The organism is Ellagibacter isourolithinifaciens, assembly GCF_008831035.1.
GTDB classification, from domain to species: Bacteria; Actinomycetota; Coriobacteriia; order Coriobacteriales; family Eggerthellaceae; genus Ellagibacter; species Ellagibacter isourolithinifaciens.
This window is the reverse complement of sequence record NZ_WAJR01000001.1, coordinates 233,459-249,035: the sequence shown is the minus strand read 5'-3', so window position 1 is coordinate 249,035 and position 15,577 is coordinate 233,459. Positions and strand designations below refer to the sequence as shown.

11 protein-coding genes and 1 tRNA gene are annotated in these 15,577 nt (G+C 61.1%); all 12 read left to right on the top strand.

The features are described 5' to 3' along the window. Positions 1–12: 12 nt before the first annotated feature. The 12 genes from F8C90_RS01095 to F8C90_RS01040 all read left to right on the top strand — a co-directional run bounded on the left by F8C90_RS01095 (position 13) and on the right by F8C90_RS01040 (position 15,257). Positions 13–2,697 carry an NTP transferase domain-containing protein gene (locus tag F8C90_RS01095; RefSeq protein ID WP_158048591.1) on the top strand — a complete coding sequence of 895 codons (2,685 nt, stop codon included), beginning with the start codon at positions 13–15 and terminating at the stop codon, positions 2,695–2,697. Positions 2,698–2,778: 81 nt separating this feature from the next. Next, on the top strand, positions 2,779–3,597 hold the full coding sequence (locus F8C90_RS01090; RefSeq protein WP_158048590.1) for a type III pantothenate kinase: 819 nt from the start codon (positions 2,779–2,781) through the stop codon (positions 3,595–3,597). Between the two features lie 7 nt (positions 3,598–3,604). After that, positions 3,605–4,894 carry a DNA polymerase IV gene (gene dinB / locus F8C90_RS01085; RefSeq protein WP_158048589.1) on the top strand — a complete coding sequence of 430 codons (1,290 nt, stop codon included), beginning with the start codon at positions 3,605–3,607 and terminating at the stop codon, positions 4,892–4,894. A 156-nt stretch (positions 4,895–5,050) separates the two neighbouring features. Continuing rightward, the gene (locus F8C90_RS01080; RefSeq protein WP_211360972.1) at positions 5,051–5,926 is read left to right on the top strand and encodes a DegV family protein; all 876 of its coding nucleotides are present in this window, start codon (positions 5,051–5,053) and stop codon (positions 5,924–5,926) included. Between the two features lie 5 nt (positions 5,927–5,931). Next, positions 5,932–7,719 (top strand): ABC transporter ATP-binding protein, encoded by a 1,788-nt coding sequence (locus F8C90_RS01075; RefSeq protein ID WP_158048588.1) that lies wholly within the window; start codon positions 5,932–5,934, stop codon positions 7,717–7,719. A 117-nt stretch (positions 7,720–7,836) separates the two neighbouring features. Then, a complete protein-coding gene (locus tag F8C90_RS01070) occupies positions 7,837–8,199 on the top strand; it encodes a helix-turn-helix domain-containing protein (RefSeq protein WP_246155724.1) in 363 nt (120 codons plus the stop codon). Positions 8,200–8,374: 175 nt separating this feature from the next. Continuing rightward, the gene (ileS, locus tag F8C90_RS01065) at positions 8,375–11,215 is read left to right on the top strand and encodes an isoleucine--tRNA ligase (protein WP_158048587.1); all 2,841 of its coding nucleotides are present in this window, start codon (positions 8,375–8,377) and stop codon (positions 11,213–11,215) included. A gap of 3 nt (positions 11,216–11,218) precedes the next feature. Next, positions 11,219–11,773, top strand: a complete 555-nt coding sequence (lspA, locus tag F8C90_RS01060; protein WP_158048586.1) for a signal peptidase II — start codon at positions 11,219–11,221, stop codon at positions 11,771–11,773. Continuing rightward, positions 11,774–12,826: an RluA family pseudouridine synthase gene (locus F8C90_RS01055; RefSeq protein WP_158048585.1), complete on the top strand. Its 1,053-nt coding sequence runs from the start codon at positions 11,774–11,776 to the stop codon at positions 12,824–12,826. It begins immediately after the preceding gene. A gap of 12 nt (positions 12,827–12,838) precedes the next feature. Then, complete coding sequence (hemH, locus tag F8C90_RS01050; RefSeq protein ID WP_158048584.1) at positions 12,839–13,861, top strand: ferrochelatase; 1,023 nt, start codon at positions 12,839–12,841, stop codon at positions 13,859–13,861. 4 nt (positions 13,862–13,865) lie between these two features. Continuing rightward, positions 13,866–15,128: a bifunctional phosphopantothenoylcysteine decarboxylase/phosphopantothenate--cysteine ligase CoaBC gene (gene coaBC / locus F8C90_RS01045; RefSeq protein WP_246155723.1), complete on the top strand. Its 1,263-nt coding sequence runs from the start codon at positions 13,866–13,868 to the stop codon at positions 15,126–15,128. 52 nt (positions 15,129–15,180) lie between these two features. Further along, positions 15,181–15,257, top strand: a tRNA-Pro gene (locus tag F8C90_RS01040). The last annotated feature ends 320 nt before the right edge of the window (positions 15,258–15,577 follow it).

Sequence of the window (15,577 nt, the reverse complement as noted above, 5' to 3'; positions counted from 1 at the left end):
GAAGGACACCGTATGCTTTCCCGCTCGGAATTTGATGTGATGCTCGCTTTGAAGAAGACGCCTGCAGCCTCGCAGCGCGCGATTGCCTTGAGGTGCGGCATGTCGCTCGGCACGGTGAACGCGGTTGTCAAGTCGCTTGTTGATCGCGGCCTTGTTGAGGGCGGGACACTTACGGCAGAAGGTGAGGACGAGCTTTCCCCTTATAAGGTGCGCAACGCCGTCATCATGGCGGCGGGACTCTCGTCGCGCATGGCGCCGCTTTCTTACGAATGCCCGAAAGGCGTGCTCAAAGTTCGTGGCGAGGTCCTCATCGAGCGCCAAATCCGCCAGCTCAAGGAGGCGGGCATCGATGACATCACGGTGGTCGTTGGGTTTAAGAAGGAAGAGTTCTTCTATTTGGAAGACCTCTTCGGTGTGAAGATCGTCGTCAATACCGACTATGCGACGCGCAACAACCATGCGACGCTGTTCCAGGTGCGTGACATCATCGGCAACACCTACATCTGCTCGTCGGACAATTACTTCGCGAGCAACCCCTTCGAGCGCTACGTCTACGACTCGTATTACGCAGCGGTCTTCGAGGAGGGCGAAACCGACGAGTACTGCCTTCAGACGAGGGGCCGCGACAAGCGCATCACGGGTGCTGTCGTCGGCGGGTCGCACTCGTGGGTCATCATGGGGCACGCGTACTGGACACGTGACTTCACCTGCGATTTCATGCGATTCCTCTCCCAGGAGTACCATCTCACCGAGACAGTCGGCAAGCTTTGGGACGATATCTTCCTCGAGCACGCCGACGAGCTTCGTATGTACATGCGCCCCTACGAGAAGGGCGAGATCCGCGAGTTCGACTCTCTCTACCAGCTGCAGGATTTCGACCCGCTGTTCATAGAGAACGTGGCTTCGAACGTGCTCGACAACATCTGCGCGACGCTCAACTGCCAGCGCGGCGACATCTCGAACGTAAAGCCTATCAAGAAGGGGCTTACGAACCTCTCCTTCTACTTCGAATGCCGCGGCGAGGCGTTCGTGTACCGACATCCGGGCGCCGGCACCGACGAGATCATCAACCGCCAAGCTGAGACGTATGCGCTCAAGATTGCCTCTGACCTGGGGCTCGACTCGTCGTTCGTCTACGAGGACCCCAATCTCGGTTGGAAGATTTCCCGCTATATTCCCGATTGCGTGTCGTTTGACTACGGCAACGACGAGCATGTGGGACGTGCTTTGAGCCTCGTGCGGCGTTTGCACGAGAGTGGCGCGGATTCCCCCTGGTCGTTCGACTTTTACGATGAGGCGTGCAAGATCGAGTCGCTGCTTGCGGCCGAGGACTGGTCGTTCCCTGCAGACTTCTTCGAGGTCAAGAGGAAAATCGAGCGGCTTGTTCCGCTCGTTCGCGCAGGATCGGGAGCGCCAGTTCTTTGTCATAACGACTTCTACGGCCCGAATATCCTCGTGCATGGCGACGGGCTGTGTCTCATCGATTGGGAATATGCTGCGATGGGCGACTACGGCTGCGATTTCGGCAATTTCGTTGCGCAGGGGTCGGGCTACAGCGTTGAGCGCGCGAAGCAAGCCGTCCCTCTGTACTTCGGGCGCGAGGCCACTGCAGACGAGGTGTTCCACCTGATCGCCTGCACGGCGATCGTCGGATGGTACTGGTATGTGTGGGCCATGCACCGCGAGCTCAAGGGGGCTCCGGTGGGCGAGTGGTTCTACGTCTGGTACCGATCGGCGAAAGATTATGCGGAGGCTGCGCTTTCCATGGCACAGGCGGTCGGAATGCCGACGACGGGCGCCGGCGCGCTTTCGTATGAGGAGTTCGTCGTGCTCGCTCAGGCTGAGGCGAAGATGCGCGGCACCGTACATCCCGAGTCCATCGACGACGCCTCGCGCGATGCCGTGTCCGCCCGCCTTTGCGAGGATGGACTGCTCGCGGACGGCGCGGTAACCCCGCGCGGTCTTGCGGCGCTCGAGCCGTATCGTGCGAAGCGGGCCGTGCTTTTGGCCGCTGGCTTCGGCAGCAGGCTTCTTCCCGTCACGGTGAACACCCCCAAACCGCTTGCTCGCGTCCATGGAGTGCGTATCATCGACCGCCTGATCGACGCGGTCATGGCAGCCGGAATCGACGAGATCTATATTGTGCGCGGGTATCTGGCGGAGGAGTTCGACCAGCTTCTTAGCAAGTATCCTAACTTGCACTTCATCGACAACCCGTTGTTCGACCAGACGAACAACGTTTCGTCGGCAGTGGCTGCATGCGGGCATTTCGAGCGCGCCTACGTCTTCGAGAGCGATTTGTTCCTTACGAACTCGACACTGGTCAGCAAGTATCAGTATCAGTCGAACTACCTGGGCTTTCCTGTCGAGAGAACTGATGACTGGTATTTCGACGCCGACGGCGAGGGCGTTATCGAGTGCTTGGCGAAGGGCAAGGATGCTCCGTGCTGGCAGATGGTCGGCCTGTCGTATTGGACTGCGGCGGACGGGGCGCGGCTTGCGCGAGACATCCCCGAGGTGTTCGAGCGCGACGATGCCAGGCAGATCTTCTGGGACGACGTGGCGATCGTTCGACGACCGGAGGAATACTCCGTGCATGTGCGTCGCTGCAGCCCCGACGATATTTTGGAGATCGACGATTTCGACGACCTGCGCCGCATCGATCCCGCATACGTCGTGCGCCACAAGGACGCCTAGCGGCTATAATCGGAGAACTCAAGCAAAACGAACCGCGCATGGACGTTGCGCGCAGCTTTTAGGGAAAGGGGCCATCGCATCATGACTCAATCGAGGAAGGCGCCCGCCCGCTCGGCGTTTGCGCTCGCGATCGATGTGGGGAACACCCTTACGCGCTTCGGGCTGTTCGAGGGCAATGAGCTTGCTTCGACCTGGTGCGCAACGACGCGCCCTGTCATCACTGTCGACGAGGCCCATGCCATGCTGCGCGAGTTCTTCCTCATCCGAGGGTTCTCAAGTGCCTCGCACGAGGTTTCGATCGAGCGCGCCATCGTGTCGTCGGTCGTGCCCTCGATCACCGATGCGTGGGTGAAGGCCGCTCACGCGGTGAGCGCATTACGCCCGCTCGTCGTGGGGCCTGGCCTGAAAACGGGACTCAAGATGCGCTTCGACGACCCGGGCGAGGTCGGCTCCGACCGTATCGCCGACATGGTCGCTGCGAAGGAGCTCTTCGGCTTCCCCCTTATTGTCGTCGACTTCGGGACGACGACGAACTTCGAGGTCTTAGACGAGGACGGCGCATTCGCGGGCGGTATTATCGCGCCTGGCCTGCGTCTTTCCCTTTCGGCGCTCTCTTCCGCCGCAGCGAGGTTGTCCATGGTCGAGATGAAGGCGCCGGCGTCGATCGTTGGCACCAATACCCGCGCAGCTATTCAGTCGGGCGCCGTTATGGGCGAGGTCGCGCGCATCGACGGCCTCATCGTTATGATCTGGCAGGAGATGGGATGTGTGGGCGACGTTGTCATGTCGGGTGATGACGCCGCGGCGCTTGCCGCCCTGTGCTCTCACGAGGCGCAGGTGGAGCCAGACTTGACCCTTCTCGGACTGGGCATGCTCGAGCGATTGAACCGGCGCAGGTAGGTTCCCTATGTCGAACGCTCTTGCCGAATCGCTCCTGCAGCCGTGGGAGGGCCCGGCGATCCTGCTCGTCGATCTCGACGCCTTTTTCGCGTCCGTCGAGCAGCTCGACCATCCTGGCTGGCGCGGAAAGCCTGTCATCGTCGGTGGCGACGCCGACAAGCACGGGGTCGTCTCGACGGCGTCCTACGAAGCGCGTGCCTTCGGTGTCCACAGTGCCCAGCCTGCATCGGTTGCACGGCGGCTGTGTCCCGATGCCATCTGGACGCACGGGCACTTCGACCGCTATCGCGAGATGTCGGAAACCATTATGAGCATCCTGCGGGACGAGACCCCACTCGTGCAGCAGGTGAGTATCGACGAGGCGTTTGTGGACGTCTCTCCCACCAAGGTGAATACGGAGCATCCTGTGCGCATCGCTGAGCGCATCCAATCGCGCGTCGAGGCGCTCGGTGTTACATGCTCGGTGGGCGTGGGCACGTCGAAGACGATCGCGAAAATCGCCTCCGACATGGACAAGCCGCGTGGACTCACTGTCGTTTACCCAGGATGTGAGCAGGGATTTCTCGCGCCGCTGCCCGTGCGGAAGATGAGCGGCGTGGGCGCCGTCGCTGAGCGCGAGCTTATAAGCCACGGTGTGCGCACGTTGGGGGACCTGGCCTTGGCGGACGAGTCGCTTTTGCGCCGCATCTTCGGGAAGAATGCGATCGTGATGCGCACCCGCGCGCAGGGCGGCGACATGACGCCCGTCGAGGAGGGAGAGGCCGCGAAGTCGGTATCGAACGAGATGACGTTCGCGAAAGACCTCACATCGCGCGTCGATGTGGAGGCGGCGATCGCCACGATGGCGGCGAAGGTAGGCCGCCGTCTGCGCAAGAAGGGGCTCGCGGGCCGCACGCTTTCCCTCAAGCTGCGCTTCGGCGACCGCTCGGTTCGCTCGGTCCAGAAGCGCCTTCCTGCTCCGAGCGACGACGAGCTCGCCTTCACCCCGCTTCTCTATCGCATGGTCGATGAGGTGTGGTGCGAGGGGATTCCCGTTCGCCTCCTCGGCGTGGGGATGAGCGGGTTTCGCGAGGACGAATACGTTCAGGATACGCTGTTTGACGTCGCGCGCGAGGCGCCTTCGACGCTCGATGCTGAGCCCGTTATCGTTGACGACGTGAAGCGCCGCGGTCTGCTTGATGCTACCGATGCTTTGCGCGACCGCTTTGGGGAAGGCGCCGTGCGGTTCGGGCACGAGCTGCGCAATGCGGAGAACACGACGGGTACGGGTGCTAAGAACCCTGACGATTACAAGTAGGGTTTGCGGCTGGGCTGCAGGGGCATCTGCGGCTGGGCTGCGCGGGCGTCTGCGGCATATTCCCCGATTTTCACCACAATGCCGTATACTTCTTCTTGGAGGAAAACGACTCGCGCTTGGGGGTGCTTGCACGAGTCTTGTCAAGAAAGGATAGCCATGGATTTCGAGATCGTCACCGACTCAAGCTGCAACCTGAAAGAGGAAATGATCGACGAGTTCGGTCTCCACGTGCTTCCGCTGACGTTCATGGTCGATGGTGAGCAGCACCAAAGCTACCTTAAAGGCCAGGTCACCGATTTGCAGCAGTTTTACACGATGATGCGCGAGGGCAAGGTCATCACGACTTCGCTTCCAAATCTGGCCGATTCCGAAGCGCTTTTGCGTGGCCTTCTGGAAGCGGGGCGAGACGTTCTTTACCTGGGATTCTCGAGCGGCCTTTCGGGAACGTACGAGGCAATCTCGCTTCTGTGCAACCAGCTTGCCGCCGAATTTCCCGAGCGCAAGATTTTCTCCGTCGATACGCTTGCCGCGTCGGGCGGCGAAGGCCTGCTCGTATGGCATGCGGTTCAGAAGGCGCGTGAGGGCCTCTCGATCGAGGAGCTTCGCGACTGGGTGAAGCAGCATAGGCTCAACCTGGCGCACTGGTTCACCGTTGACGACCTCATGTTCCTGTGGCGCGGCGGACGCGTCTCGAAGACAAGCGCCTGGGCGGGCACGCTTTTGAACATCAAGCCCGTGTTGCACGTCGACGATGAAGGCCACCTCATTCCTATGGAGAAGGTTCGTGGCCGCAAGAAATCCCTGAATGCGCTCGTCGATCATATGGAGAAATCTGCCATTCCGCCCGTTGCCGATCAGGTGGTCTTCATCACGCACGGCGACTGTCTTGGGGATGCCGAATACGTGGCCGACAAGGTGCGCGAGCGCTTCGGCGTGCGCGATGTCGTCATTAACTACGTCGACCCCGTCATTGGCGCACATTCCGGCCCGGGCACGATGGCCCTGTTCTATATGGCGGAAAGCCGCAACTAGCGATCATGTCCGCCCCTGCAATGCCTGCGACCACTCGTCGTACGCTCCATTACTTCTGGCTGGTCACGCGCTCGCATTTCGGCCTGTTCGCAGGGCTTGTCGTCTCCACGCTTGCCTATGTGGCTCTGCTTTCGTACGCGAATCCCTACCTCATGTCCATGGTGGTCGATCAGGTGAGCGCGAACCCCGTTGCTGCTGACGAGGTGTTCGCCGCGTTCGGTCCCTTCGCGCTCGCGCTCGTCGCCGTGAACGTGCTCGGCCAGGCGGCGAGCAAGCTGCAGGACTACTGCATGTACCGCCTGCAGATTGCAGCCTCCTACGACCTTGCCACGATGAGCTTTGACGCGCTGTGCAACCAGTCGATGTCGTTTCATTCGAACCGCTTTGGCGGGACGCTCGTGAGCCAGACGTCGAAGTTCATGAGTGCTTACCAGCTCATCTTGGAGACGCTGTCGTTTCCCTTCCTGCCGGTGCTCTGCTCGGTGGTGTTCACCTGCGCCGCGCTAATCCCGCGTGTGCCCGTCTACGTTGCCGTCCTGATGGTGCTGCTCGTGGTTTACGCCTGCGTGTCCTACTATATGTACAAGAGGATTCTCGGGCTGAACGAGAAGGCGGCGAGCGCGCAAAACCAGCTGTCGGGAGAGCTGTCCGATTCGGTCGCGAACATCCTCGCTGTGAAGACCTACGGACGCGAGGATTATGAGCGCGCGCTTTTCGACGAGGCGAACCGCTGCGTCGTCGAGCGCGACAATCGGCGCATGCGCGCATCGCTTGCGCGCGGCATCGTCACGGCGTGCATCGCCGTGGTCATCATGAGTGCGGTCACTGTCTTCATCATCGGGGGGAACGCCTGGTACGGTATCACACCCGGCACGCTCGTGCTCATGTTCACCTACACCTATACGGTGACGAACCAGTTCAACTTCATCAACAACGGTTTGCAGAAGATGAACCGCGCGTTCGGCGACGCGAGCGGGATGACGCAGGTGCTCGACGAGCCGCGGCTCGTGGCCGATCTTCCTGGCGCTCCCGATCTGCGGGTGAGCAACGGGGAAATCGACTTTCGCGATATCGGGTTCTGGTATACCGACGGTTCGGCGACAACGCGCGTGTTTGAGGATTTCAACTTGCATATCGCCCCAGGTGAGCGAGTTGGCCTTGTCGGTATGAGCGGGGCGGGCAAGACCACCTTGACGAAGCTGTTGCTGCGCCTTTCCGATATCCAGGAGGGGAGCATTCTCGTGGATGGGCAGGACATCGCTCGCTGCACGCAGCAATCGCTTCGCCGCCAGATTGCCTACGTCCCCCAAGAGTCGCTGCTGTTCCACCGCACGATCGCCGAGAACATAGCCTACGGCCGCCCCAACGCGACGCCTGAGGAAATCCGCGAGGCGGCGCGGCTGGCGAACGCGCTCGAGTTCATCGAGCGGCTGCCGGAAGGTTTCGACACGATCACTGGCGAGCGCGGCGTGAAACTCTCGGGTGGGCAGCGTCAGCGCGTGTCGATTGCGCGCGCCCTTTTGGCTGATTGTCCCGTGCTCGTGCTCGACGAGGCCACGAGTGCTCTCGACTCCGAGAGCGAGCAGCTCGTCCAGGATGCGCTTTCGACGCTCATGCGCGGGCGCACGTGTATCGTGGTGGCGCATCGCTTATCGACGGTGGCAAGTCTCGATCGCATTGTCGTTCTGGACGACGGGCGCATTGTGGAGGATGGCCCGCATTCCGAGCTTGTGGCTCAAGGCGGGGAATACGCCAACTTGTGGGAGCGCCAGACGGGTGCCTACCTGGAATGACATCGCGTTTCCCGGCGCTTCTCGCCTAGCAAGAAAAATTTAGTATCCTGTTGGGATTTTGTGTCGGGGCGCGCGCCGTAGCATGATTCTCTTCTTATCGGTGCGGGGCCTTATAGTATGGCACCTATGGATACAAGAAGTGCGGACAGATACGGCTTGCTCGAGCGCGATTGCTCGTCTTTTCTCAGCGCAGTGTTCGGCGCCAACGTTCGCCGCCTGCGCAAAATCTCGAAGGTTTCGAAGGTCGAGTTCGCCAGGCGCTGTGGGGTGGGGCGCCCTTACCTCGACAAAGTCGAGCACGGCAAAGCGAATCCGACGCTTGAGTATCTCGGTCGATTTGCGGCGGCGCTCGACGTGGACCCCCTCTACCTGCTCACGCCCCAATCTCCGCTGGGCAGCGGCGGTGATGCTAGCTTGGCGCCGTTTTGCGGCGTCGCGAACCCTGTGTCCTCTCGGGGTGGGGATACCGATTGCGGTTGACGGGGATTGCCGCGGTTTTGACTGCGAGATGGCCATGCCGCCTATCGTGTTTTTGGGAAACCGTGCGCTCTTCCAATTACCGAGCCTTCTTCTTGGATTATAATTTAGTAGTTTGACGGATGGCGCACTCGTGCGCTTTGCATAGGAACCGATCGGGAAAGGCTGGGCCGCTTTTATGGCGAGCAATTACAAGAAAACGATGAACCTGCCCACTACCGACTTCGCGATGAGGGGTAATCTCCCGAAAAACGAGCCCAAGCGCCTCGCGGAGTGGGAAGAGGACCATGTTTACGAGAAGCTGCAGGAGAAGAACAAGGACGCTAAGCCCTTTGTTCTGCATGATGGCCCTCCGTACGCGAACGGCCCCATTCATCTCGGCCACGCGCAGAACAAGATTTCGAAGGACATAATCAACCGCTACAAGGCGATGCGCGGCTTCCGCACCCCCTATGTACCCGGCTGGGACTGCCACGGTCAGCCGATTGAGCACAAGGTCGAGACCATGCTTGGTACTGAGAAGTTCAACCAGCTGCCCACCGAGAAGGTCCGCGAGCTCTGCCGCAAGATGGCCGTCGAGCAGGTCGACACGCAGCGCCAGGGTTTCAAGCGACTGGGTGTGCTTGCCGAGTGGGAAAACCCTTACCTCACCTACGTGAACGATTACGATGCGACCGACGTTGAGATCTTCAAGGCTATCTTCGACCGCGGTGCAATCTATCGCGGCCGCAAGCCGGTCCATTGGTGCTCGCACTGCCACACGGCGCTCGCCGAGGCGGAAATCGAGTACGGCGACGAGGTCAGCCCTGCCGTCTTCGTGCGCTTTCAGATGACGACGGTGCCGGCTGGGCTTGAAGCCTGGGAAGGCAAGCTCTGGGTCGACATCTGGACCACCACTCCCTGGACCTTGCCCGCCGACGACATCGTCATCCTACACCCCGAGGCCGATTACGTCGCGGTCGTCCACGACGGCAAGGCCGAGATCATGGCGCAGGCGCTCGTGGAGAAGGACTGCGAGAAGTTCGGCTATGGCGAAGTCGAGCTTGTGCGCGGCGCCGACGGCGAGCCTTGGAGCATGACCGGCATCGAGCTGGCCCACAACAAGTATAAGCAGCCCATCTTCGGCGACCAGGGAGTCGAGGGCGAGTTCGTCTACGCCGACTACGTCACTTTGGATGACGGCACCGGCATCGTCCATGGCGCTCCCGGGCATGGCGTCGACGACTACCTCGTCGGCATGAAATTCAATATCCCCGTGGTCATGCCCGTCGATGACGACGGCCGCTTCTACAAAGGCGATGAGTTGGGCACGGGCGGTCCCTGGTCTGGCATGGAGGTCAACGAGGCCAACCCGAAGATCATCGAGTGGCTGCGCGAGCGCGGTACGCTCATCCTCCACGAGGACATCAACCATAGCTACCCGCACTGCTGGCGCTGCAAGCAGCCCGTCATCTTCCGCGCGACGAGCCAGTGGTTCGTCTCGATGGACAAAGCGCTCGACGGCGGTCACACGCTGCGCGAAGAGGCGCTCGACGAGCTCTCGAAGGTCGCGTTCTATCCGCCTCATGCTGTGAAGCGCATCGGGTCCATGGTGGAGGGCCGTCCTGACTGGTGCATCTCCCGCCAGCGCAACTGGGGCGTTCCTATTCCTGCTTTCACCTGCGAAGACTGCGGCGAAACGGTCGTGAACGACGCGACGCTCGACGCTGTCATTGCACTGTTTAGGAGCAAGGGCTCCGACTGCTGGTTCACCGACGACCCCGCAAGCTACCTCGGCGATGCGTGCGTCTGCCCCAAGTGCGGCGGCCATCACCTGAAGACGAACAAGGACATCCTCGACGTGTGGTGGGACTCAGGCGTTTCCCACACCGCCGTCTGCAAGCACCGCGACAACCTCGAGTTCCCGGCGGATATGTACCTCGAAGGCTCCGACCAGCATCGCGGTTGGTTCATGAGCTCGCTTATGACCTCGGTGGGCGCGTACGGCACAGCTCCCTACAAGGCGGTCGTCTCCCAGGGCTTCACGCTTGACGGCCAGGGCCGCAAGATGTCCAAGTCGCTCGGCAACGTCATCGACCCGAACAAGGAATGTGACACCCGCGGTGCCGACGTCATGCGCCTGTGGGTTTCTTCCGTCGATACCTCCAACGACGTCACGTGCGACGACGAGATTCTCTCGCATGTCGGTGAGGCGTATCGCAAAATCCGCAACACGCTTCGCTTCCTGCTCGGCGAGATCGAGGGGCGCTTCGACCCCGCGACCGACGCTGTGGCGGTGGACGATCTCGCGGGCTACGACAAGCTCGCGCTTGCCCGTCTGTGCCAGGTGCACGAGATCGTGACGGAAGCCTACGAGGGCTATCGTTTCAACGTGGTGTACCGCAACCTCTACGATTACGTGACCGAGCTTTCCAACGGTTACTTGAACGCCACCAAGGACCGCGTCTACTGCGGTCAGGCCGACGGGTACGATCGCCGCAGTGCTCTTACCGTGTGGGCGCAGATCCTCTCGATGCTCGTGCACGATTTGCAACCGATTCTTGTGTTCACCTGCGACGAGGTTATGGCGTTTCTGCCTGAGTCAATGCGCGACGGCCAGACCCGCGCGGCTCTGCTCGACTGGTTCGAGGCTCCTTGGTCCGCCGAGGAAACCTCCGCGCTGCTTTCTGCTTACAACCAGCTCGCAACCGCGCGCGACGTCTTCACCAAGGCTTTTGAGGAAGCGAAGGAGGCCGGCGTCGTGACTGAGGGCACGAGCCAGGCCGCTTTCGCCACGCTCACCCTTCCCGCCAATGCCGCCACCGCGTTGGCCGACGTCGACCTTGCCGAGGTCTTCGTCTGCGCGGCGGTTGAAGTCGTCTCGGGCGAGGGCTTCTCCTGCACTGTTGCCCCCGCGAAGGGCGAGAAGTGCCCGCGCTGCTGGAACGTGCGCGAGCTCGGTGGCAACGCCAACCACCCGCATGTCTGCGAGCGCTGCGGCGACGTGCTCGACTCGATCGGCTTCTCCGAGGAGGATTAGCGCTTGATCGCCGACAAAGATTTCGAGAACGGGCGGACCGCACGCGCAGTTGCGCGGCGGTTCGCCGTGTTTATCCCCATCGTGGTTGTGTGGCTCGTCCTCGACCAGGCGTCGAAGCTGTTCTTCAACGGCAGTTATCACGCAGGTCAGGTGATTTCCGACCCGATTCTCGGCATATTCCGCTTCCATCTCGTTTACAACACGGGCGGTGCCTGGAGCATCTTCTCAGGCGCCACCTGGGCTCTCGGCGCGTTCTCGCTCGTGGTTTGCATCGCGCTCACAGCGTATCTTGCGCTTACCCCGCAGCACCCGAACACAGGCGAGCTTATCGGCATATCGCTTGTCGTCGCGGGCGGCATCGGCAACGCGATCGACCGCTTCACCCTCGGCTTTGTCGTCGATTTCATCGAGCCGACGTTTATCGATTTTCCTATCTTCAACATTGCGGACATTGGTGTGACCTGCGGAATCATATTATTTATCGTGTCGCTTCTCATCCATGAGCGCACCGAGGCGAAGCGCGCGGCGCGTGGGAGCGAAAACGGGGGTGGGGAATAGATGGCGCGTATGTTGAGTTATTCCGCCACGGCGCTTGATGCGGGGGAGCGGCTCGACTCGCTTCTTGCAGCGCGCGCATGCTTTGCGAGCCGCAGCGCCGCCGCGCGGGCAATCGAGTCGGGCAATGTCTTCGTGAACGGGGCCAACGTTGTCAAGAAGTATGCGGTCGCTGCGGGCGACGTGATCGTGTACCAGGAAGAGGAAGAGGTCGAGGCGGGCCCGGTAACGGGACAGCCAATCGACCTTGACATCCGTTTCGAGGATGACGACCTTATCGTGCTGTCCAAGCAGATAGGGCTCGTGTGCCATCCGTCCGTCGACCATGCCGATGGGACGCTCGTGAACGCGCTCATCTATCATTGCGGGGCCGACCACCTTTGCAATGTGCAGGGCGAGGACGACCGTCTCGGCATCGTGCACCGGCTCGATCGCGACACGTCGGGGCTTATGCTCGCTGCGAAGACCGATGCGGCTGGTTGTGCCCTTATGGAGGATATCCGCGATCGCGCGGTCGATCGCCACTACCTCGCGCTCGTTCACGGCGTGATCGCACCGGACACGGGCATGATCGACGCGCCCATCGCGCGAAGCGCCAACGAGCGCACGCGCATGGCCGTGCGCGACGTGCCCTCCGCCCGCGACGCCGTCACCACATTCCGCGTGCTCGAGCGCTTCGAGCCGCGCCAGCACGACGACGGCTACACGCTGATCGATTGCAAGCTGTTCACGGGTCGCACGCACCAGATTCGCGTCCATATGCAGTACGCGAAGCACCCGCTCGTGGGCGACCCCGTCTACACGGCGAACGGGCCGAAGGACGCGCGCGCACAGCTGGGGCTCAAGCGACAGTTTCTCCACTCGTTCAGGATTCGGTTCACTCACCCCGAGACCTCCGAGGAGCTCGAGTTCGCCGATAATCTGCCGCGCGACCTTGACGAAGCGTTTCGCAGCTTGGGCGACCGAAGCCGTGGCATGACCGACGCCGGACGGGAAGTTGCCGCCCTTTTGGCAGATGCGCCTCGCCCATCAGTCGAAGGCGAGCTACTCGAATAGGAGTGATGCGTTATGGCGTTGCATGGCAGAGAGAAAGTGGGCGTGCTCCTCGTGAACACCGGGACGCCGTCGGCGCCTGAGCCGAAGGCCGTCAAGCGCTACCTAGCACAATTTCTCATGGACAAGCACATCGCGCCCATGAATCGTTTCATCTGGTGGTTCATCCTCCATTTGGCCATCTTGCCGAAGCGAAGCGTCGCGTCGGCTGAGAAGTACCGAAAGATCTGGACCCCAGAGGGCTCGCCCTTGCTCGTGACGCACAAGGAGCTCGCGGCAGCGCTCGAGGCGCGCCTTGAAAGCGAGGGATTCGATGCCCCCGTCCGCATCGCGATGAACTACGGCGAGCCGCCCATCAAAAAGGCGCTCCGTGAGTTTCGCGAGCTCGAATGCGACCGCATCGTCGTGCTGCCGCTTTACCCGCAAACCGCGCACAGCACGACGTTCTCCGTGAAAGAGGGGGTCGCTCGCGCCGTGCGGAGGACTCGCTTCAAAGGCCTAACGACGGTAGTGGAGGGATATGCCGAGCACCCGAGCTATATTCGCGCGCTCGCTGCCTCTATCGAGCATGCCGGGTTCGGCCAGCAGCCGGGCGATCGCCTTGTGTTCTCGTTCCATTCTATCCCGCTTGTCGACATCGAAGATGGTGACACCTATGAGCTTCAAACGGGGTCTACGAGCCTGCATGTCGCCGATGAACTGGGTCTTGACAGGAAGACGTGGACGATAAGCTATCATTGCCGTTTCGACAACGCGCGCGCGTGGCTGTCTCCCTTCACGAAAGACACGCTTGCGCGTTTGGCCGAGGTTGATGACGGGCGCACCTTCGTCGTCTGCCCTGGCTTCTCCGTCGATTGCCTGGAGACACGCTTCGACGTGGAAATCGAATTCGGGGAGCTCTATCGCGACAACTTGCGGGCTGCGGGGCATCCTGTGGATGGCTCCCGCTTCGTGTACGTCCCGTGCTTGAACCGAAGCCGCGCGCACGTGCGCGCTCTCTGCGATGTCTTGAAACCGTATCTTGGGGAAGGGGATTGACGTCATGGGCGAAATCGATTTGACGAAGATGCGGAATGCGAACGGGAGGGCATCGAGCACGCCGTTGGTGCTTCTCGGCGTCACCGGGGGCATCGCTGCCTATAAATCCTGCGAGATCCTTCGCGGCTTGCAAAAGGCGGGCGTGCGCGTGAAAGTCGTGATGACGAAAAACGCTTGCGAGTTCGTCGGGCCGACCACGTTCCGCGCCTTGACGCACGAACCTGTCGCAGTCGACACGTTCGGCGACGGTCCGGGCGACCCGATTCATCACGTGTCGCTTGCCGAGGAGTGCGACCTGTTCCTCATCGCGCCCTGCACGGCGAATGTTTTGGCGAAGATGGCCGCGGGCATCGCCGATGACCTGCTCTCGACGACCGCGCTCGCCTGCACGGCGCCGATCGCGGTGGCGCCCGCGATGAATGTCCATATGTACGAGGCCGCGGCGACGCAGCGCAACATGCAGCTTCTCGCCTCGCGCGGGGTGCGTTTCATCGAGCCTGGAGAAGGCTATCTGGCCTGCGGAGACGTCGGGCGAGGTCGCCTCGCCGACCCCGCGGACATCGTATCGTATGCCCTCGAAGTGCTCGGACGCAAGAAAGACCTGGTGGGAAAGCGCGTCGTTGTGACGGCGGGACCCACCGTCGAGCAGATCGATTCCGTGCGCTTCATCTCTAACCCCTCGACGGGCAAGATGGGCTTTGCGATCGCCGAGGCTGCCGTTGAGCGCGGTGCCGATGTCACCCTCGTCACGGGCCCGGTCGCCCTTACGGATGCTCGTGGCGCGAAGATGGTACGCGTAAGCACGGCGCGGGAGATGAAAGCAGCTGTCGATGAGTCGTTCCCATCTGCCGATATCGCCGTCTTCTCCGCTGCGGTGTCCGATTTCCGCCCGCGCACGGCCTTCGACCGCAAGCTCAAGAAGGGCGTCGACGACGAGGCGCTCTCGCGCATCGAGCTCGTCGAGAACCCCGATATCCTTGCCTCGTGCGGAGCTTCAAAGCGTGCGGGACAGGTAGTCGTGGGCTTCGCCGCCGAGACGAACGATGTGATCGATAACGCTCTCAGCAAGCTTTCTCGCAAGAAGGCCGATTTTATCGTGGCAAACGACGTTTCTCGCGGTCAAGGTTTTGGTGCCGACTCGGACGAGGTGACTTTTGTGTCTGCTTCGGGGGAGCAGCATCTTCCTGAGCTTGGAAAACGCGAGCTTGCCGACAGAATTCTCGATAAAGCCCTAGAATTCTTGAAATTGGGGCTTGAAACCAGTTAAGGGTAACGGTATTATAAACGAGCTGTCTTAAGCGGACGGCAAACAAATGAATCGGGTTGTGGCGCAGTTTGGTAGCGCACTTGACTGGGGGTCAAGGGGTCGCAGGTTCAAATCCTGTCAACCCGACCAGCTATTACAGCAGGTCAGAAGACAAATCTTCTGACCTGCTTTTTTGTTTCCCGCTCAAATGTGAAGCCCCAGGGGGCAAGAATCCTCATGGTGAACTTCTACGTTTACCTGTACAGGGTCAACCAGGCGGAGAGCAAATGGCCCGAACCAGAAAGGGTGGTTCGGGCCATTTGCTGCAAGCTGAAGCGCATTACCGCAGCTGAGGCCGTCTCAAAGAGCACCTGCTTCCTTAATTGCTAGAACTCGTTTTAGCTCCGCCAAAGTTGGCCCGAATGTTCGCAATTTGCAAAAATTCTTGATATTTCGCCGCAATAATAGAT